We start from the raw sequence: 19241 nt of genomic DNA, 5'->3' as shown, positions 1-19241 counted from the left end.
GCCCCACCCGGCGGGGCGGGGTCCGTCGCTCGGGCTGGCGAGGGCCCGGGCGGGGGTGAGGGATAGCCTCGTGGCATGTTCGCCGTGTATGCCGACTCCTTCGCGCCTCGTGACGCGGCCGATCCGCTGGCCGGACTCGTGGTGGGGGAGCGTCCCGACCCCGTCGCGCCCGAGGGCTGGACGACCGTCACGGTCAGGGCGGCCTCCCTCAACCACCACGACCTGTGGTCCCTGCAGGGAGTGGGCCTGCGCGCGGAGGCCCTCCCGATGATCCTGGGCTGCGACGCCGCCGGCCACGACGAGGACGGCAACGAGGTCGTCGTCCACGCGGTGGTCAGCGACCCCGACTGGAGCGGTGACGAGACCCTCGACCCGCGCCGCTCCCTGCTCTCCGAGCGGCACCAGGGCACGTTCGCCGACAAGGTGGTCGTGCCGCGCCGCAACGTGGTGCCCAAGCCCGCCTCGCTCTCCTTCGAGGAGGCCGCCTGCCTCCCCACCGCCTGGCTGACCGCCTACCGCATGCTCTTCACCCAGGGCGGGCTCAAGGCCGGGGACTCCGTGCTCGTCCAGGGCGCCGGCGGCGGCGTCGCCACCGCGCTGATCACCCTCGCCCGGGCCGGTGGGCTCCGGGTGCTGGTCACCTCCCGCGACGAGGCCAAGAGGGCGCGCGCGCTCGAGATCGGGGCCCACGAGGTCTTCGAGTCCGGCGCGCGGCTGCCGCACAAGGTCGACGCGGTGATGGAGACCGTGGGACGCGCGACGTGGTCGCACTCGGTGCGCGCGCTGCGTCCCGGCGGCAAGATCGTGATCAGCGGCACCACCAGCGGACCCCAGCTCGACGACTCCGAGCTCACCCGGATCTTCTTCCTCCAGCTGCAGGTGATCGGCTCCACCATGGGGAACCGCGCCGAGCTGGCCTCGCTGGTGGCGATGCTCGACGCCACCGGCACCCGGCCGCTGGTCGACCGGACGATGCCGATGGAGAAGGCGCACGACGCGTTCGCGGCGCTGAGCAGGGGCGAGGTCTTCGGCAAGGTGGTGCTCACGCGATGACCGCGCCGCGCACACACCTGCTCACCGGGGCCGGGTCCGGCATCGGCCTGGCGCTGGCGCGCCTGCTGGCGGCGCGGGGCGACCGCCTGGTGATGCTGGCCCGCACCCACCGGCGCGCCGACGAGATGCAGGCCGCGCTGCCCGGGCACGCTTGCCACGTCGTCGACCTGGCCCGGCCCGAAGCGGTGGCGACGGCGGGCTCCGTGCTGGCCGAGATGGAGTCGCTCGACTCCCTGGTGCACTGCGCGGGCGTCGTCCACCTCGGCCCCGTGGCCACGCTCAACGCCGACGCCTGGCAGGAGCAGCTCCAGGTCAACCTGAACGCCCCCGCGCGCCTGACCCGCGCGGTCCTGCCCGCGCTGCGTGCCGCCCGAGGCACCATCGTCCTGGTCAACTCCACGGCCGTGCAGTCGGTCAACCCGCACTGGGCGGCCTACGCGGCCTCCAAGGCAGGACTGCGGGCGTTCGCCGACGCGGTCCGCGCCGAGGAGGCCCCCCACGGGGTGCGGGTGACCTCGGTCTACCCGAGCCGCACCGCCACCCCCATGCAGGAGCTGGTGCATCGGCAGGAGGGACGCAAGTACGATCCGTCCGCGTTCCTGAGCGCCGAATCGGTGGCGGAGTCGATCCGCCACGTGCTGGACCTGCCCGCCGACGCGACGATCCCGGACCTGACCCTCCGCGCGGCGCCGAGACATCCCCCGGCCTGAGGCCGACGCCCGACAGGGCTGCGCTCTGCAGCCGACCCGTGAACAGAGGAACCCCCGTGAGCACCCTCCACCCCGCACTTCAGCCCGTCTATGCCGAGGTCCTGCACCGCAACCAGGGAGAGCTCGAGTTCCACCAGGCCGTGCACGAGGTCCTGGAGAGCCTGAGCCCGGTCGTGGTGAAGCGACCCGAGTACGTCGAGGCCTCGATCATCGAGCGCATCTGCGAGCCTGAGCGCCAGATCATCTTCCGGGTGCCCTGGGTCGACGACCAGGGCACGGTCCGGACCAACCGCGGGTTCCGGGTCGAGTTCAACTCCGCGCTCGGGCCCTACAAGGGCGGGCTTCGCTTCCACCCCAGTGTCTACCTGGGCATCGTGAAGTTCCTGGGCTTCGAGCAGGTCTTCAAGAACGCGCTCACCGGCATGCCGATCGGCGGCGGCAAGGGCGGCTCGGACTTCGACCCCAAGGGCCGCTCCGAGGGTGAGGTGATGCGCTTCTGCCAGTCCTTCATGACCGAGCTCTACCGGCACCTGGGCGAGTACACCGACGTCCCGGCCGGTGACACCGGGGTGGGCGGCCGCGAGATCGGCTACCTCTTCGGTCAGTACAAGCGGATCACCAACCGCTACGAGTCGGGAGTGCTCACCGGCAAGGGCATCACCTGGGGCGGCTCCAAGGCGCGGACCGAGGCGACCGGCTACGGCACGGTCTTCTTCGTCGACGAGATGCTGCGCGCCCGCGGCTCCTCCTTCGACGGCAAGCGCGTGGTCGTCTCGGGCTCCGGCAACGTGGCGATCTACGCGGTCCAGAAGGTCCACCAGCTCGGCGGCACCGTGGTGGCGGTCTCGGACTCCGGCGGCTACGTGGTGGACGAGGCCGGCATCGACGTCCCGCTGCTCCGGGAGATCAAGGAGGGGCGCCGGGGCCGGGTCAGTGAGTACGCCGAGCTGCGCGGGCCGAAGGTGCACCACGTGGCCGACGGGTCCATCTGGGACGTCCCGTGCGACGTGGCGCTGCCGTGCGCCACCCAGAACGAGCTCCCCGAGGAGGGCGCCAGGACCCTGGTGCGCCACGGCGTGCAGGTGGTGGCCGAGGGTGCCAACATGCCGACCACGCCCGCGGCGCTGGACCTGCTGCGCTCCGCCGGGGTGCTCTTCGCCCCCGGCAAGGCCGCGAACGCCGGGGGAGTGGCCACCAGTGCCCTGGAGATGCAGCAGAACGCCTCGCGCGACCGCTGGACCTTCGAGCACACCGAGGAGCGGCTGGCCGACATCATGGCCGGCATCCACCTGCAGTGCGTCGAGACCGCCGACGAGTACGGCGTGCCCGGCGACTACGTGGCCGGGGCGAACATCTCCGGCTTCTGCCAGGTCGCGGACGCGATGCTGGCGATGGGCGTCATCTGAGCCCGGCTGCGTACGAGGACCGTCGGCGGACCGGCGGGCCGCTCACTCGAAGGTGACGGCGAAGTCGCGGAGCCGCCACGACAGCAGTGGCGGCCGCTCGGCCAGCCAGCCGAGCGGGCCCCGAGCGTCGAAGGACCAGTGGGCCAGGCAGGGGATCGCGCGCGCGGACCCCCTGATGGTGGCCGAGCGGGTGCTCGCGGTGAGCGCCGGTTGGCTGGTGCGGCCCCGCAGCGGCCCGCGCAGCGAGAGGGCCGAGGTGTCGAGGAACTCCGCCGTGGCCAGTGGGGCCCGGCCCTGCGCGGCGGCCCAGAAGGTCCGGTCGAGCGGGCCGAGGCCACCGCGCGAGTGGCTGAAGGTCGCCAGCTCCTTGGGCAGGTCCCACAGGGCGCGACCTCCTTCGCGCGAGACCTCGGAGTCCACCCACAGGTCGCGGACCCGCAGCGCCAGACCACCCTCGTCGGCCCGGCGCGCCACCAGCAGCTCGGAGTAGTCGAGGGTGCCCCCGGGCCGGTACTCCACGAAGGCCACGGCGAAGAGCCCGGCCGGCTCGCCCGGCGGCCGGGCACGGAAGAGCGAGCCCCACAGGTGGCCCCTCAGGTGCCAGGGCGGAGACGGGAAGGCCATCGGCCGGGCTCCTCCTCAGTCCTCGGGGTCGTCCTCGCGGGCCAGCCAGGTGGCGAACCGCTCCACCGCCGTCTCGAACTCGGGGTGGATGTCGGTGAACTGCTGCAACCGGTCGGCGAGCCACGCCAGGGTGACCTCCTCGTCACCCCGGCGTCGCTCCAGCTCCTCGATGCCCCGATCGGTGAAGTACATCGGCTCAGTAGTCGTTGGCGGGCGCAGTCGGGGAGGCGAACGCCTGGCCGAGCAGGTTCTTCTGCTCCTCCGTGTGCCGCTTGAGGGTGCCGACCGACGGCGAGGCGGAGGCGGGGCGGGTGACCGGCTCCACCTTGATGCCGAGCTCCTCCCAGACGTTGAGCGCGTAGTGCGGCCAGGGGCCCATGTTGCGCGGCTCGTCCTGCACCCACCGCACCGTCTTGAGGTGGGGGTACCTGGCGATCTCGGCCTTGATCTCCTCGGTCGGGCGGGGGTAGAGCTGCTCCACCCGGCCGATGGCGAACTTGGCGCCGTCCTCGCGCTTGCGCCGCTCCACGACCAGGTCCCAGGTGATCCGGCCCGAGCAGAGCAGGAGCGTCTCGACCTGCGAGGCGTCGGCCTCGTCGTCGCCGATGAAGGGCCGGAAGGACGTCCCCTCGGTGAAGTCGCTCGGCTGGGAGGCGGCCTCCTTGCGCTTGAGCATCGACTTCGGGGTGAAGACGACCAGCGGCCGGTGCTCCTCGCCCAGGGAGTGGCTGCGCAGCAGGTGGAAGTGGGAGGCGGGGGTGGAGGGCTGGGCCACCACCATCGCGTCCTCGGCGCACATGGTCAGGAAGCGCTCGATGCGGGCCGAGGAGTGGTCCGGTCCCTGACCCTCGTAGCCGTGGGGGAGGAGCAGGACGACGCCGGACTGCTGGCGCCACTTGGTCTCACCCGCGGAGATGAACTCGTCGATCACCGTCTGGGCACCGTTGACGAAGTCGCCGAACTGGGCCTCCCACAGCACCAGGGCGTCCGGGCGGGCCACCGAGTAGCCGTACTCGAAGCCGAGGGCGGCGTACTCGGAGAGCAGCGAGTCGTAGACGTAGAACTTCGCCTGGTCCTCGCTGAGGTTGGTCAGCGGCGTCCACTCGTCGGCGTTCTTGCGGTCGATGATGGTCGCGAACCGCTGGACGAAGGTGCCTCGGCGCGAGTCCTGGCCGGCCAGGCGGACCGGGCGGCCCTCCATGAGCAGCGAGCCGAAGGCGAGGATCTCGCCGGTGCCCCAGTCGATGGGGCCGTCGGTGATCGCGGCGGCCCGCCGCTGCAGCTGCGGCATCACCTTGGGGTGGACCGTGAAGCCCTCCGGCGGGGTGATGTAGGCGTCCGAGATGCGCTTGAGGACCTCCGAGGAGATGGCGGTCCCGCGGGTTCCGGCGGACTTCTCCGGGTAGTCGGGCACGGTGGTCCACTCCGACGGCTGGGCGGTCGCCTCGCGCACCTCGGTGAAGACCCGCTCCAGCTGCTGCTGGTAGTCGCGCAGGACCTGCTCGGCCTCCTCCAGGGTGATGTCGCCCCGGCCGATCAGGGACTCGGTGTAGAGCTTGCGCACCGAGCGCTTCTGCTCGATGAGGTCGTACATCAGCGGCTGGGTGTACGACGGGTCGTCGCCCTCGTTGTGACCGCGCCGGCGGTAGCAGACCAGGTCGATCACGACGTCCTTGTTGAACGCCTGGCGGTACTCGAAGGCGAGCCGCGCCACCCGGATGCAGGCCTCGGGGTCGTCGCCGTTGACGTGGAAGATCGGGGCCTGGACCATCCGGGCCACGTCGGTGGCGTAGAGGGAGGAGCGCGACGAGCCGGGCGAGGTGGTGAACCCCACCTGGTTGTTGACCACGACGTGGATGGTGCCGCCGGTGCGGTAGCCGCGCAGCTGGGAGAGGTTGAGCGTCTCGGCCACCACGCCCTGGCCGGCGAAGGCGGCATCGCCGTGCACCAGCAGCGGGAGCACGGGGTACTCGGCGCCGCGGTCCAGGACGTCCTGCTTGGCCCGCGCGATGCCCTCCAGGACGGGGTCGACCGCCTCGAGGTGCGAGGGGTTGGCCGCGACCGAGACCTTGATGGTGTCGCCGCGCCCGGAGACGAACTCGCCCTCCGCGCCGAGGTGGTACTTCACGTCGCCGGATCCCTGGACGGTGCGCGGGTCGATGTTGCCCTCGAACTCGCGGAAGATCTGGGAGTAGCTCTTGCCGACGATGTTGGCCAGCAGGTTGAGCCGCCCGCGGTGGGCCATCCCGATGGCGACCTCGCTGAGGGAGGCCTCGGCGGCCGCCTCGCAGATCTCGTCGACCAGCGGGATCGTGGTCTCGCCGCCCTCGAGGGAGAAGCGCTTCTGGCCCACGAACTTGGTCTGCAGGAAGGTCTCGAACGCCTCGGCCTGGTTGAGCTTGAGCAGGATGCGCAGCTGCTCCTCGCGGGGCGTCTTGGTGTGCGGCTGCTCGACGCGCTGCTGGATCCAGGCGCGCTGCTCCGGGTCCATGATGTGCATGTACTCGATGCCGATGGTGCGGCAGTAGGAGTCGCGCAGGATCCCCAGGATGTCGCGCAGCTTCATGAAGCGCCGGCCCTCGCCGCCGAAGGACCCGGTCGCGAACTCGCGGTCGAGGTCCCACAGGGTCAGCCCGTGCGACTCGATCTCCAGGTCGGGGTGCGAGCGCTGGCGGTACTCCAGCGGGTCGGTGTCGGCCATCATGTGGCCCCGCACCCGGTAGGCGTGGATCAGCTCCAGGATCCGGGCCTGCTTGCTGATGTCCTCGTCGTGGTTGGTCGCGATGTCCGCGGCCCACCGGATCGGCTCGTAGGGGATCCGCAGCGAGCGGAAGATGTCGTCGTAGAAGCCGCCCTCGCCGAGCAGGAGGGCGTGCAGGCGCTTGAGGAACTCGCCCGACTGTGCCCCCTGGATCACCCGGTGGTCGTAGGTGGAGGTGAGGGTCATCACCTTGCTGATGGCGTTGCGCGCGATCGCCTCGGCGGAGGCGCCCTGCCACTCCGGCGGGTACTCCATGGCGCCCACGCCGATGATGGCGCCCTGGCCCTTCATCAGCCGCGGGACCGAGTGGCTGGTGCCGATGCCGCCGGGGTTGGTCAGGGAGATGGTCGTCCCCTGGAAGTCCGCGACGCCGAGCTTGCCGTCGCGGGCCTTGCGCACGACCTCCTCGTAGGCGGTCCAGAAGCCGGCGAAGTCCATCGTCTCGGCACCCTTGATGGAGGGCACCAGGAGCTGGCGGCTGCCGTCCTTCTTGGGCACGTCGATCGCCAGGCCGAGGTTGATGTGCGCCGGGGTGATCAGGTTGGGCTTGCCGTCGACGACGTCGAAGCCGACGTTCATCTCCGGCATCGCCTTGACCGCCTGGACCATGGCGTAGCCGATGATGTGGGTGAAGGAGACCTTGCCGCCGCGGGCGCGGGCGAGGTGGTTGTTGATGACCGTGCGGTTGTCCCACAGCAGCTTGACCGGGACCGAGCGGACCGAGGTCGCGGTCGGGACGGTGAGCGAGGCGTCCATGTTCTGGGCAGTGCGCGCGGGCGCGCCGCGCAGCACGGTGTAGCTGGGCTCGTCCTTGACCTCGGCGGGCGCGGCCGGACGGGCATCCTTGGCCACCGGCCGGTCGGTGCCGGTCGCGGGCTCGGCCGCCGCCGCGGCGGGGCGCGGCTTCGCCTTCGGGGTGGGTGTGCTCGCCTGCTTGACCGGCTGCTGCGTCTGCTGTGCCTGCTGGCCCGAGGGCGCTGCCTGGGGGGCGGACTGCTGTGCCGCAGCCGGCTTGGCGGCAGCCTGCTCCACCCGCGGTGCCGAGGCGTTCGTGCCGTCGGCCCCCGAGTGCTCCTTGAAGTAGTCGGCCCAGGCGGACCCGACGCTGGCCGGGTCCTTCCGGTACTGCTCGTACATCTCCTGGACCAGCCACTCGTTGGCGCCGAAGTCGGCGTCCGTCGAGGAGTTGGAGGACTGGTCAGAGGTGGGGGACTGCGGCACGGCTTGGTTCGCCTCTTCCGGGTAAGCGCGCGGTTATGGGTGAGTCGCCGTCAAGGCTAGACCCCCCGCCCGACAAATGCAGGGCATGGGTCCTCTTGCGGCAGGCTGGTCGGTACGCCGTACTCGTCCCCGACCTGGAGAAGGCTGCCGTGCCCGCCCGTTCCCTGCCCCGCCGTGCCGCTGTGCCGCTCGCGCTGCTGCTCGGCCTGACCGCCTGCACGGGCGAGCCGGACGCGCCCGGCGCCGGGGCCTCGCCCGCTCCGCCGACCGCCTCGCGGTCGGCCGAGAGCGTCCCCGTGCCGACCAAGCACCTCCTCGGACAGGTCGTGGGGCGGCTGCCGCGCCCGGCCCGTCAGAGGCTGGTCGACCAGGTGGCTGAGGTGGTCGACGGCTGGCTCGACGCGGCGTTCGTCGGCGGCACCTTCCCCCGGGAGATCACCGGAGCCTGGGAGGGCTTCACACCGGGTGCGGCCCGGCGCGCCCGGCGCGACGCAGGGATGACGTCGCTGGCGGGCATCTCGGAGCGGATCGACGGGGTGCGGGTCACCAAGCGCGCGGTCCGCTACGTCGTGCTCGCCCCCGGCGGCCGCCCGGCCGGCGTCACCGCCCGGCTCACGCTCGACCTGCACACCTCGGGCGAGGTCGCCAAGAAGGTCTCGGTGCGCGGCCGGCTGGCCCTGACACCCGTGGGCGGGCAGGGGCGCGACCGGTGGCGCATCTTTGCCTACGACCTCTCCAGGGGGAAGCGATGAGAGCCTCCCGTCCGCTGCGCCGCTGCGCCGGTGCGCTGCGCGTCCTGGGCCTCGGCGTCGCCCTGGCGGTGCTGGGACTGGTGGTGCCCGACTCCTCGGTCGCGCCCACCGAGGTGAGCCTGGTCGAGGTCCGCCGCACCCAGGGCGTCGACCTGACCCCCGACGTGGTCTGGATCCTGGCCCTGGGCTCGGACGCGCGGCCCGGCCAGTCGATGACCCGCAGCCGCGCCGACGCGATCCAGCTGGTGGGGCTCAACGCGCGCACCGGGGCCGCGACCGCCATCGGGGTGCCCCGGGACGCGTGGGTCGACGTCCCCGGGCACGGCCGCACCCGGATCAACGCCGGGCTCGTCTACGGCGGCCCGCAGCTGATGGCGGCCACCATGCGCGGGCTGACCGGCATCGAGGCCGACTACGTGATGGTCACTCGCTTCCCGTTCTTCGAGGACATGGTCGACGACATCGGGGGGATCACCGTGGACAACCCCCGCCGCTTCGCCGACCCGGACCTGAAGCGGGAGGGGTTCGCCCGCGGGCGGATCCGGCTCGGGGGCTACGACGCGATGGCCTTCAGCCGCATCCGCAAGGGGCTGCCCGACGGCGACTTCGGGCGCTCGGCCAACCAGCAGCGCACCCTGCGCGGGATCCACGCCAGGATCGTCGCGGCCAAGGACCGCCCCGGCTTCCTGGAGCGGGGGGTGATGACGGTGCTCGAGCACACCGACACCGATGCCTCCCCGGTCGAGCTCTTCCGCCTCGCCCAGGCCGTCGCCCAGGTCCGGTCCCGGTCGATCACCACCTGCGTGGTGCCGGGTCGGGTCGGGTTCGCCGGCTCGGCCAGCGTGGTCTTCCCCGACGTGGCGACCGCGCGGCGCTGGGGGGCCGAGGCCCGCCGGGACGCGACGCTGCGCCGCTGCTGACCGGCGTCGGCGACCGACGCCGACATGACGAGAGCCCCGGCCGCGTGCGGTCGGGGCTCTGCGTGTGTGCCTCCGGCAGGATTCGAACCTGCGGCACCTGGTACCGGAAACCAGTGCTCTATCCCCTGAGCTACGGAGGCAGTGCGTCAACGACGACGCGAGAGGGGAGACTACCTTCCCAACCTGCCGCAGCGGAAACCGACACCCGCGGATACGCTTGAAGGGTGACCCCCGACCAGCTCTCCACCACGATCCTGACCGCCCTCGAGTCCCTGGTGACCGACGGCGCGGTAACGCTGCCTGACGGCCTCCCGGCCACGGTCACTGTGGAGCGTCCCCGCCAGAAGGGACACGGCGACTACTCCACCAACGTGGCCCTCCAGCTGGCCAAGAAGGCCGGCACCGCCCCTCGGCCCTTCGGTGAGCTGCTCGCCGAGCGCCTGCGCACTGCCGAGGGCGTGGCGGGCGTCGAGGTGGCAGGCCCCGGTTTCCTCAACATCACCGTCGAGGCCGGCGCCCAGGGCCAGGTCGCGGCCGACGTCGTCGCCGCAGGCGAGGCCTACGGCGGCAGCCGGACGCTGGCCGGCCGCAAGATCAACGTCGAGTTCATCTCGGCCAACCCCACCGGGCCCCTCCACCTCGGCCACACCCGCTGGGCGGTGCTGGGCGACGCGATCGCCCGGGTGCTCGCCGCGGCCGGGGCGGAGGTCACCCGCGAGTTCTACATCAACGACCGCGGTGTCCAGATGAACCACTTCGCGGCCTCGATCATCGCCGCGGCGCTCGGCGAGCCGACCCCCCAGGACGGCTACGCCGGCGCCTACATCCAGGACCTCGCCCGGCGGGTGGGCGAGGCCAGCCCCGGGATCTTCGACCTGCCCGCCGACGAGCGGCTGGCCGCCGTCCGTACCAAGGGCTACGAGCTGCAGCTCAAGGAGCAGCAGGAGCAGCTCGACGCGATCAACACGCACTTCGACGTGTGGTTCTCCGAGCTCTCCCTGCACGACGGTGGCGAGGTGCCCCAGACGTTGGCCCGGCTCAAGGGCCTGGGGCACGTCTACGAGGAGGGCGGCGCGCTGTGGATGCGGACCACCGACTTCGGCGACGACAAGGACCGGGTGCTCATCAAGTCCGACGGGGAGCTCACCTACTTCGCCTCGGACACCGCCTACTACCTCAACAAGCGGGCGCGCGGGTTCGACCGCTGCCTCTACCTGCTGGGCGCCGACCACCACGGCTACGTCAACCGGCTCAGGGCGATGGCCGCCTGCGTCGGCGACGACCCCGAGCAGACGCTGGACGTGATGATCGGCCAGCTGGTCAAGATCCTGCGCAACGGCGAGGAGCTGCGCCTCTCCAAGCGGGCCGGCACCATGGTGACGCTCACCGAGCTGGTCGACGAGATCGGCGTCGACGCCCTGCGCTACTCGCTGGCGCGCTACCCGGCCGACAGCCCGCTCACCCTCGACGTCGCCGAGATCACCCGGGCGTCCAACGACAACCCCGTCTACTACGTCCAGTACGGGCACGCCCGGACCTGCCGGATGATGGAGAACGCCGCCGACCTGGGCATGGCTGTCCCCGAGGACCTGTCCACCGGCTTCGACCCGGCGCTGCTCTCCCACGAGCTCGAGGGCCGGCTGCTGCGCGCCCTCGCCGAGTTCCCCCGGGTGGTGGCCAGCGCCGCCGAGCTGCGCGAGCCGCACCGTGTCGCCCGCTACCTGGAGGACACCACCTCGGTCTTCAACAAGTGGTACGACGCCCGCGAGTGCCGGATGCTGCCCCAGGGCGACGAGCCGGTGACCGACCTCAACACCGCCCGGCTGGTGCTGGTCTCGGCCACCCGGACGGTGCTGGCCAACGGCCTGGGGATGCTCGGGGTCTCGGCACCGGAGCGGATGTGAGCACCACCCACGAGGCGGGGTGGGCCCACGCGTCGGGTGCCATGCGCGGCCCGTCGTGGCTGCGCCGGCCCGAGGACCCCAACGCCCTCGTGCCCCACCTGTGGTCGAGCACCGCACGCAAGGTCGACGGCGTGCTGGAGGTGGGCGGCGTCCGGATGGACGAGCTGGCGGCCGAGCACGGAACCCCGGCCTACGTGCTGGACGAGGCCGACTTCCGGGCCCGGGCCCGGGCCTTCCGCGAGGCGTTCGAAGGCTTCGACGTCTTCTACGCCGGCAAGGCGTTCCTGAGCACCGCGGTGGCGCGCTGGGTCGCCGCGGAGGGCCTGAACCTCGATGTGTGCAGCGCCGGCGAGCTGCTGGTCGCCGAGCGGGCCGGATTCGACATGGCCAGGGTGGGCTACCACGGCAACAACAAGACGTCGGCCGAGTTGGCGCGGGCGATCGAGCTCGGGGTCGGCCGGATCATCATCGACTCCTTCGACGAGGTCGACCGGCTGACCGCGCTGAGCGCCGAGGCCTCCCGCCCGGTGCCGGTGATGGTCCGGGTGACCGCCGGGGTGGAGGCCCACACCCACGAGTACATCGCGACCGCCCACGAGGACCAGAAGTTCGGCTTCTCGATCACCTCCGGCGACGCGCTCGAGGCGGTCCGCCGGGTCCAGGCCGCCCCCGGTCTGGCGCTGCTGGGGCTGCACTCCCACATCGGCAGCCAGATCTTCGACTCCTCCGGCTTCGAGGTCGCGGCCCGCCGGGTCCTGGCGCTGCACGCGCGGGTGGCCGAGGAGCTCGGGGTGACCATGCCCGAGATGGACCTGGGCGGCGGCTTCGGCATCGCCTACACCACGCAGGACGACCCGGCCGAGCCCTCGCGGCTGGCCCGGGAGCTGCTCGAGATCGTGGCCCACGAGTGCCGCGCCCTCGGGATCGGGGTCCCGCGCCTCTCGATCGAGCCCGGCCGCGCGATCGTCGGGCCGGCCATGTGCACCCTCTACACGGTCGGCACGGTCAAGGACGTCGCCCTCGACGGCGGTGCCCGGCGCACCTACGTCAGCGTCGACGGGGGGATGAGCGACAACATCCGCACCGCGCTCTACGACGCCGACTACTCCTGCACGCTGGCCGGCCGCGACTCCGCGGCCCCGGGCCGGCTCTCCCGGGTGGTGGGCAAGCACTGCGAGGCCGGGGACGTCGTGGTCAAGGACGAGTTCCTGCCCGCCGACGTGGCCCCCGGCGACCTGCTGGCGGTCCCGGCGACCGGCGCCTACTGCCGCTCCCTGGCCTCCAACTACAACCATGCCCTGCGACCCCCAGTGGTCGCGGTCCGAGACGGCGCCTCCCGCGTCGTCGTACGACGTGAGACTGAGGACGATCTGTTGGCAACCGACGTGGGTGGGGCATGAGCGACAAGCGGCTGAAGGTGGCACTGCTGGGCTACGGCTCGGTGGGTGCCCAGGTGGCCCGGCTGCTGATCGAGCAGGCCGACGACCTCCAGGCGCGGGTCGGTGCCCGCGTCGAGCTGGTCGGGATCGCGGTGCGGCGCCTCGACGCACCCCGCGACGTGGAGCCGCCCGAGGGGCTGCTGACCGATGACGCCGAGGGCCTGGTCAGCCGCGGCGACATCGACGTCGTGGTGGAGGTGATCGGCGGGATCGAGCCCGCCCGGTCGCTGATCCTGCGCGCCCTCGAGAACGGTGCCTCGGTGGTGACGGCCAACAAGGCGCTGCTCGCCGAGGACGGTCCGACCCTCTTCGAGGCCGCGGGCAAGGCGGGGCGCGACCTCTACTACGAGGCCGCGGTGGCCGCCGCGATCCCGATCGTCCGTCCGCTGCGCGAGTCGCTGGCCGGCGACCGGGTCACCCGTGTGCTGGGCATCGTCAACGGCACCACCAACTTCATCCTCGACAAGATGGACACCTCCGGGGCCGGCTTCGCCGAGGCGCTCGAGGAGGCCCAGGACCTGGGCTACGCCGAGGCGGACCCGACCGCCGACGTCGAGGGCTTCGACGCGGCCGCCAAGGCGGCCATCCTGGCGAGCCTGGCCTTCCACACCCGGGTGACCGCGGCCGACGTGCACCGCGAGGGGATCTCCGAGGTCACCGCCGCCGACGTCGCCTCCGCCCGCGACATGGGCGCGGTGGTCAAGCTGCTGGCGATCGCCGAGCTCGTCGACGACGAGGTCGCGGTGCGGGTGCACCCCGCGATGATCCCGCGCTCCCACCCGCTGGCCAGCGTGCGCGAGGCCTACAACGCGGTCTTCGTGGAGTGCGAGGCCGCCGGTCAGCTCATGTTCTACGGTCCTGGGGCGGGCGGCTCGCCGACCGCCTCGGCGGTGCTCGGCGACCTGGTGACGGTGGGCCGCCACCGGCTGGCCGGCGCCAACGGCGCCGGGGAGTCCGCCTACGCCGCGCGCGTGGTGCGGCCGATGGGGGAGACCCGCACCCGCTACCACGTCGCGATCGACGTCGAGGACCGCGCCGGCGTGCTCGCCGACGTCGCGCACGCCTTCGCCGAGCACGGGGTGTCGATCCAGACCGTGCGGCAGGAGGGCCGGGGCGCAGACGCCCAGCTGGTCGTCGTCTCGCACCAGGCCACGGACGCCCAGCTGGCCGCGACCGTGGACCAGCTCAGCCAGATGTCGGTCGTTCGTGAGGTCACCTCGGTGATGCGGGTGGAAGGGGAAGCTGAGTGAGTGCCCATCAGTGGCGAGGCGTGATCGAGGAGTACCGGGACCTGCTCGACATCCCGGAGGGGACGCCGGCCGTCACCCTGGGCGAGGGCGGGACCGCGCTGGTCGACTCGCAGTGGCTCTCCGGGCTCACCGGCGGCCAGGTCTGGCTCAAGGTCGAGGGTGACAACCCCACCGGCTCCTTCAAGGACCGCGGCATGACCACCGCCATCTCCGTGGCCAAGCACGAGGGCGCGGAGGCTGTCGTCTGCGCCTCCACCGGCAACACCTCGGCCTCGATGGCCGCCTATGCCGCCAAGGCCGGCCTCAAGCCGCTGGTCCTGGTCCCCGAGGGCAAGATCTCGGCCGGGAAGATGGCGCAGGCGATCATGCACGGCGCCCAGGTCATCATGGTGCGCGGCAACTTCGACGACTGCCTCACGATCTCGCGCGGACTCGCCGAGCAGTACCCCGTCGCCCTGGTCAACTCGGTCAACCCGGTGCGGCTGGAGGGGCAGAAGACCGCCGCCTTCGAGGTCGTCGACCGGCTGGGGGACGCCCCCGACGTGCACCTGCTGCCGGTGGGCAACGCGGGCAACATCTCCGCCTACTGGCTCGGCTACCGCCAGTACGCCGAGCTCGGCCGCACCACCAAGAAGCCCGTGATGCGCGCCTTCCAGGCGGAGGGGGCGGCGCCTCTGGTGACCGGCCGGCCGTTCCCCTTCCCGGAGACCCGGGCGACCGCCATCCGGATCGGGAACCCCGCCTCCTGGAAGCTGGCGGTGGCCGCCGCGGAGGAGTCGGGCGGCCGCTTCGCCTCGCTGAGCGACGAGCAGATCCTCAGCGCCCAGCGCGAGCTCGCGCGCCGCGACGGCGTCTTCGTCGAGCCCGCCTCGGCGGTCGGCGTGGCCGGGATGCTCCAGGAGCTGGAGCAGGGTGAGTCCTACGCCGGCCAGACGGTGGTGGTGACGGTGACCGGTCACGGTCTCAAGGACACCGACACCGCCCTGGAGGGCCTCGGCCCGGTCGTCGACACGGTGGTCGACGCCGACGTGCTGGCGGCCGCCTCGGCGGCCGGGCTGGCCTGAGCGGTGGCGACCTTCGTCCCGGGGCCCGTGCGGGTCACGGTGCCCGCGACCTCGGCCAACCTCGGCCCGGGCTTCGACACCCTCGGGCTCGCCCTGTCGCTGCGTGACGAGCTGACCGCCCGGGTGGTCGACGAGGGCCTGCGGGTCGAGGTCGAGGGGGAGGGCAGCGCCGGGGTGCCGCGCGACGAGAGCCACCTCGTGGTCCGGGCGATGCGGGTGGGCTTCGCCGCCATGGAGGCCGCGCCGCCGGGGCTGGAACTGTGCTGCCGCAACGTGATCCCGCACGCCCGGGGCCTCGGCTCCTCCTCCGCCGCGATCGTCGCCGGGCTGGTGCTGGCCCGGGCGCTGGTCGCAGGCGGTGCGCTGCTCCTCGACGACGAGACGCTCTTCTCCCTCGCCGCCGACATCGAGGGACACCCCGACAACGTGGCGCCGGCACTGTACGGCGGGTTCACCATCTCCGGACGCGACCGCGACGCGTGGTTCTCCGTCCGGGCGGCCGTCGACCCGCGGCTCACCACGGTCGCCTTCGTCCCCCCGCAGCCTGTCTCCACGTCGGAGGCCCGGGGCCTTCTCCCGGCCACGGTCAGCCACGCCGACGCCGCCGAGAACGCCGGCCGGGCCGCGCTCCTGGTGGCCGCGCTCTCGGGCCGCCCCGAGAGCCTGCTGGTGGCCACCCAGGACCGCCTGCACCAGGACCATCGCGAGCCCGCGATGCCGGGGACGCTGGCGCTGGTGCGCAGCCTGCGCGAGACCGGGGTGCCGGCGGTCGTCTCGGGTGCCGGGCCGACGGTCCTGGCGTTGACCGACCGCGCCTCGGTGCCCGACCTCCTCGGCCGGGCGCCGGCGGGGTGGGCGGCGCACCACCTGGAGATCTCCTCCGACGGCGCCCTCGTGCTCGCGGACTGAGTCCGGTGCTAACGTGAGGCCTGCGCCACTCGGCGTACGCACCGATCGTGGTGGTCCATCGCCCCGGTGCAGTTCTCCTCCACCTGGCTCGCCGTGAACCTTTGGGTCCACGTCCAGCACGGGTGAGGAGCCCCCCAAGCCGGCGGTGTTGGCCGCGCGGCACTGAGACGGCAGGACCTCACGTGAGCGAAACCCCGGACCCGACCAGCCCGGCGACCCAGCCCGCCAACGACGCCCCTCGCAAGCGCGCCGGCGGGCTCAACGCCATGCTGCTGGCAGACCTCAAGGCGATGGCTCAGCAGCTCGGTGTCGCCGGGGCCGGCGGCATGCGCAAGGCCCAGCTGATCGAGGCGATCAAGGGCCGTCAGGGCGACGGCGCCGCGAAGCAGGCGGGGTCACGAACCCAGCCGGCCGGCGACGTGCCGGCCCGTGAGGAGTCCACCCGCGGGGCGAAGGCCCGGGTCGAGCCGCCCCGTGAGGAGCCCACCCGTGAGGAGCCCACCCGCGCGGAGCCCACCCGCGCCGGTCGGGAGGCTCAGGCGGACGACGCCACGCAGTCCTCGGGCGGCGAGCCCACGATCACCGTGACGCGCCGCGAGCGCACCCGCAGCCGTCAGCCGGCCGGCGAGCAGCCGGAGCGTGCCACGGCGGACCGCTCCGCCCAGGGCGGCAAGGAGGGCCAGCAGGGCCGCGGCAAGCAGGACGGCCAGCAGGACGCCAAGCAGGACGCCAAGCAGGACGCCAAGCAGGACGCCAAGCAGGACGGCGGCAAGCAGGACGGCGCCAAGCAGGACGGCCAGCAGGACGCCAAGCAGGACGGCGGCAAGCAGGACGGCGCCAAGCAGGACGGTCAGCAGGGCCGCAGCAAGCAGGACGGCAAGCAGGACGGCAAGCAGGACGGCAAGCAGGACGGCAAGCAGGACGGGCGTAAGGCCGGCGGCGAGAAGCAGGACGGCCGCGACCGCTCGGGCGGCCAGCAGGCCAAGCAGGAGCGGCGCCCCCGCCACGACCACGACGAGGCGGAGTCGCGCGAGGAGCGCGACCTCGGCGACGACGAGCCCGGTGGCCGGCGCAACCGCCGACGCCGCGGCCGGGAGCGCCAGCCGGTGGCGCGGGGGAGCCGCAACGAGCCGGACACCACGATCCTGGAGGACGACGTCCTGGTCCCGGCCGCGGGCATCCTCGACGTCCTGGAGAACTACGCCTTCGTGCGGACCAGCGGCTACCTGCCCGGCACCGACGACGTCTACCTGTCGCTCTCGATGGTGCGCAAGTACGGCCTGCGACGGGGCGACGCCATCGTCGGCCAGGTCCGGCAGCCGCGCGAGGGCGAGCGCCGGGAGAAGTTCAACCCGATGGTCCGCGTCGACTCCGTCAACGGGACCGACCCGGAGGCGTCGCGGGAGCGCCCCGAGTTCGACGCGCTGACGCCCGTGCACCCCGCCGACCGGCTCCGGCTCGAGACCGGCCCCGACAACCTGGTGGGCCGCACGATCGATCTCGCGGCGCCGATCGGGAAGGGGCAGCGCGGCCTGATCGTCGCCCCGCCCGAGGCGGGCCGGACCCGGGTGCTGCGGGCGATCGCGGGCTCGATCAGCGCCAACAACCCCGAGTGCCACCTGATGGTCGTGCTGGTCGACGAGCGCCCGGAGGAGGTCACCGACTTCCGGCGCGAGGTCAAGGGCGAGGTGATCGCCTCCACCTTCGACCACCCCGCGACCGACCACACCATCCTGGCCGAGCTGGCGATCGAGCGCGCGAAGCGGCTCGTCGAGCTCGGGCACGACGTGATCGTCCTGCTCGACTCGCTGACCCGGCTCGGTCGTGCCTACAACGCGACGGCGCCGGCCGGTGGCCGGACCCTGCCCGGCGGGGTGGACGCGGCCGCGCTCCACCCGGCCAAGCGGTTCTTCGGTGCCGCCCGCAACATCGAGGACGGGGGCTCGCTGACGATCCTGGCCACCGCGGTGGTGGAGAACGGCTCGCGGACCGACGAGGAGATCTTCGAGGAGTTCCAGGGCACTAGCAACATGACGCTGCGGCTGAGCCGCGAGCTGGCCGAGCGGCGGGCCTTCCCGGCGATCGACCCGGTCCGGTCCGGGACCCGGCAGGAGGAGCAGCTGATGGGCGCCGAGGAGCTCGCCATCGTCTGGAAGCTGCGACGTGCCCTGGCCGAGATGGGCGCCCAGCAGGGCGCCGAGCTGCTCGCGGAGCGCCTGGCGAAGTCGCAGAGCAACATCGAGCTGCTGACCTGGGTGCAGAAGGCCGGGGCCGAGCTCGGTGCGGGTGGCGGCTCCTGAGGGGCCCAGTCACTACCTCTTTTTGAGGAAGGTTGAGCGTCGTAGGTCACACGTGGCCGTTTCCGCCCGGCTGAGCGGCCGAGCACCTACGCTGTGGGGCACACCCAGCAGGAGGATCACCAACACCATGGCACGCATTCTTGTCGCGGACGATGACGTCGACATCCGAGAGCTGGTGGAGTTCAAGCTCTCCACCCTGGGCCACGACGTGGTCGCCGTGGCCGACGGCGCCTCGGCGGTCGACGAGGTGCAGCGGCTGCGCCCGGACCTGGCCGTCCTCGACGTCATGATGCCCGGCATGTCCGGGCTCGACGCCGTCCGGGTGATCCGCAACGACCCCGCCCTGGCCGACCTACCGGTGATCCTGCTGACCGCCCGGGCGCAGGAGTCCGACGTGGAGACCGGATTCGACTCCGGTGCCGACGACTACATCACCAAGCCGTTCAGCCCGCGCGAGCTCGCCTCCCGCGTGCAGGCGCTGCTGACCCGCGCCCGCTGACCGCGCCCGGACCGGACCGGTCCGCAGCGGCGGGAATGCCCTGATTCACGCCTGCGTTGTCGCGGGTGGCACACTTGTGCGTCGGTTCCGGTTCACGTGCTCGCACCAGGCGGCACGACCCGGCGACCTCGAGAGGAAGATGACATGCAGAAGGACATCCACCCGGAGTACGTCGAGACCGAGGTCACCTGCACCTGCGGCGCGGCGTTCACCACCCGCAGCACTGCCACGTCGGGCAAGATCCGTGCCGACGTCTGCTCGCAGTGCCACCCGTTCTACACCGGCAAGCAGAAGATCCTCGACACCGGCGGCCGCGTCGCCCGCTTCGAGGCCCGCTACGCCAAGGCTGCCAAGAAGTAGCTGCTCCACGGACGCCGGTCCCCACCAGAGTGTGGTGACCGGCGTTCGCGATTTCGTCGTCCGTCGCGA

Annotated in this window: 16 protein-coding genes and 1 tRNA gene; 13 read left to right on the top strand and 4 right to left on the bottom strand. The window is 72.4% G+C overall.

The genetic code is table 11. The annotated features are described in order from the left end of the window. Positions 1-75: 75 nt before the first annotated feature. From AC4BG9_RS00315 to gdhA, 3 genes are read left to right on the top strand one after another with little or no spacing between them, the layout of a single operon-like run. Positions 76-1053: a zinc-binding dehydrogenase gene (locus tag AC4BG9_RS00315; protein ID WP_490569088.1), complete on the top strand. Its 978-nt coding sequence runs from the start codon at positions 76-78 to the stop codon at positions 1051-1053. Beyond that, positions 1050-1763 carry an SDR family oxidoreductase gene (locus tag AC4BG9_RS00310; RefSeq protein ID WP_490569087.1) on the top strand — a complete coding sequence of 238 codons (714 nt, stop codon included), beginning with the start codon at positions 1050-1052 and terminating at the stop codon, positions 1761-1763. The genes AC4BG9_RS00315 and AC4BG9_RS00310 overlap by 4 nt, the downstream gene beginning before the upstream one ends. A gap of 56 nt (positions 1764-1819) precedes the next feature. After that, positions 1820-3169 carry an NADP-specific glutamate dehydrogenase gene (gene gdhA, locus AC4BG9_RS00305; RefSeq protein ID WP_490569086.1) on the top strand — a complete coding sequence of 450 codons (1350 nt, stop codon included), beginning with the start codon at positions 1820-1822 and terminating at the stop codon, positions 3167-3169. 42 nt (positions 3170-3211) lie between these two features. Here the strand turns inward: gdhA and AC4BG9_RS00300 are convergent, their stop codons facing one another. The 3 genes from AC4BG9_RS00300 to AC4BG9_RS00290 are packed head-to-tail and all read right to left on the bottom strand — an operon-like array spanning position 3212 to position 7775. Continuing rightward, complete coding sequence (locus tag AC4BG9_RS00300; protein WP_490569085.1) at positions 3212-3793, bottom strand: acetoacetate decarboxylase family protein; 582 nt, start codon at positions 3791-3793, stop codon at positions 3212-3214. A 15-nt stretch (positions 3794-3808) separates the two neighbouring features. Beyond that, the gene (locus AC4BG9_RS00295; protein WP_490569084.1) at positions 3809-3985 is read right to left on the bottom strand and encodes a DUF6104 family protein; all 177 of its coding nucleotides are present in this window, start codon (positions 3983-3985) and stop codon (positions 3809-3811) included. 4 nt (positions 3986-3989) lie between these two features. Continuing rightward, complete coding sequence (locus AC4BG9_RS00290) at positions 3990-7775, bottom strand: multifunctional oxoglutarate decarboxylase/oxoglutarate dehydrogenase thiamine pyrophosphate-binding subunit/dihydrolipoyllysine-residue succinyltransferase subunit (RefSeq protein WP_490569083.1); 3786 nt, start codon at positions 7773-7775, stop codon at positions 3990-3992. A 149-nt stretch (positions 7776-7924) separates the two neighbouring features. Between AC4BG9_RS00290 and AC4BG9_RS00285 the strand changes: the two genes are divergently transcribed. Continuing rightward, positions 7925-8527 carry a hypothetical protein gene (locus AC4BG9_RS00285; protein ID WP_490569082.1) on the top strand — a complete coding sequence of 201 codons (603 nt, stop codon included), beginning with the start codon at positions 7925-7927 and terminating at the stop codon, positions 8525-8527. Further along, positions 8524-9447 (top strand): LCP family protein, encoded by a 924-nt coding sequence (locus AC4BG9_RS00280; protein ID WP_490569081.1) that lies wholly within the window; start codon positions 8524-8526, stop codon positions 9445-9447. The genes AC4BG9_RS00285 and AC4BG9_RS00280 overlap by 4 nt, the downstream gene beginning before the upstream one ends. A gap of 67 nt (positions 9448-9514) precedes the next feature. On the opposite strand, the gene AC4BG9_RS00275 is transcribed toward AC4BG9_RS00280, so the two are convergent. After that, positions 9515-9587: transfer RNA gene (locus tag AC4BG9_RS00275), tRNA-Arg, on the bottom strand. Positions 9588-9671: 84 nt separating this feature from the next. Between AC4BG9_RS00275 and argS the strand changes: the two genes are divergently transcribed. The 8 genes from argS (at position 9672) to rpmE (ending at position 19172) form a co-directional block, all read left to right on the top strand. Then, entirely contained in the window at positions 9672-11351 is a 1680-nt protein-coding gene (argS, locus tag AC4BG9_RS00270; RefSeq protein WP_490569080.1) for an arginine--tRNA ligase, read from the top strand. Further along, complete coding sequence (lysA, locus tag AC4BG9_RS00265; protein ID WP_490569079.1) at positions 11348-12751, top strand: diaminopimelate decarboxylase; 1404 nt, start codon at positions 11348-11350, stop codon at positions 12749-12751. The genes argS and lysA overlap by 4 nt, the downstream gene beginning before the upstream one ends. Further along, positions 12748-14040: a homoserine dehydrogenase gene (locus AC4BG9_RS00260; RefSeq protein WP_490569078.1), complete on the top strand. Its 1293-nt coding sequence runs from the start codon at positions 12748-12750 to the stop codon at positions 14038-14040. Before lysA ends, AC4BG9_RS00260 begins: the two co-directional genes overlap by 4 nt. Beyond that, positions 14037-15104: a threonine synthase gene (gene thrC, locus AC4BG9_RS00255; RefSeq protein ID WP_490569077.1), complete on the top strand. Its 1068-nt coding sequence runs from the start codon at positions 14037-14039 to the stop codon at positions 15102-15104. Before AC4BG9_RS00260 ends, thrC begins: the two co-directional genes overlap by 4 nt. Before the next feature lie 3 nt (positions 15105-15107). Next, complete coding sequence (thrB, locus tag AC4BG9_RS00250; RefSeq protein ID WP_490569076.1) at positions 15108-16013, top strand: homoserine kinase; 906 nt, start codon at positions 15108-15110, stop codon at positions 16011-16013. A gap of 182 nt (positions 16014-16195) precedes the next feature. Continuing rightward, positions 16196-18313, top strand: coding sequence for a transcription termination factor Rho (gene rho, locus AC4BG9_RS00245; protein WP_490569075.1), 2118 nt, complete (start codon positions 16196-16198; stop codon positions 18311-18313). Positions 18314-18440: 127 nt separating this feature from the next. Further along, positions 18441-18812, top strand: a complete 372-nt coding sequence (locus AC4BG9_RS00240) for a response regulator transcription factor (protein WP_490569074.1) — start codon at positions 18441-18443, stop codon at positions 18810-18812. Between the two features lie 144 nt (positions 18813-18956). Beyond that, positions 18957-19172 carry a 50S ribosomal protein L31 gene (gene rpmE, locus AC4BG9_RS00235; RefSeq protein ID WP_490569073.1) on the top strand — a complete coding sequence of 72 codons (216 nt, stop codon included), beginning with the start codon at positions 18957-18959 and terminating at the stop codon, positions 19170-19172. Positions 19173-19241: the final 69 nt, after the last annotated feature.

The sequence above is a fragment of the Nocardioides sp. Z40_12 genome (genome assembly GCF_058215795.1).
Note: the sequence above shows the minus strand (reverse complement) of the source record. Positions and strands in the feature narration are given on the sequence as shown.

Coding starts and splice junctions, on each gene's coding strand:
- AC4BG9_RS00315 (WP_490569088.1), top strand. CDS start 76: ATGTTCGCCGTGTATGCCGACTCCTTCGCGCCTCGTGACGCGGCCGAT.
- AC4BG9_RS00310 (WP_490569087.1), top strand. CDS start 1,050: ATGACCGCGCCGCGCACACACCTGCTCACCGGGGCCGGGTCCGGCATC.
- AC4BG9_RS00300 (WP_490569085.1), bottom strand. CDS start 3,793: ATGGCCTTCCCGTCTCCGCCCTGGCACCTGAGGGGCCACCTGTGGGGC.
- AC4BG9_RS00295 (WP_490569084.1), bottom strand. CDS start 3,985: ATGTACTTCACCGATCGGGGCATCGAGGAGCTGGAGCGACGCCGGGGT.
- AC4BG9_RS00280 (WP_490569081.1), top strand. CDS start 8,524: ATGAGAGCCTCCCGTCCGCTGCGCCGCTGCGCCGGTGCGCTGCGCGTC.
- AC4BG9_RS00260 (WP_490569078.1), top strand. CDS start 12,748: ATGAGCGACAAGCGGCTGAAGGTGGCACTGCTGGGCTACGGCTCGGTG.
- AC4BG9_RS00240 (WP_490569074.1), top strand. CDS start 18,441: ATGGCACGCATTCTTGTCGCGGACGATGACGTCGACATCCGAGAGCTG.
- rpmE (WP_490569073.1), top strand. CDS start 18,957: ATGCAGAAGGACATCCACCCGGAGTACGTCGAGACCGAGGTCACCTGC.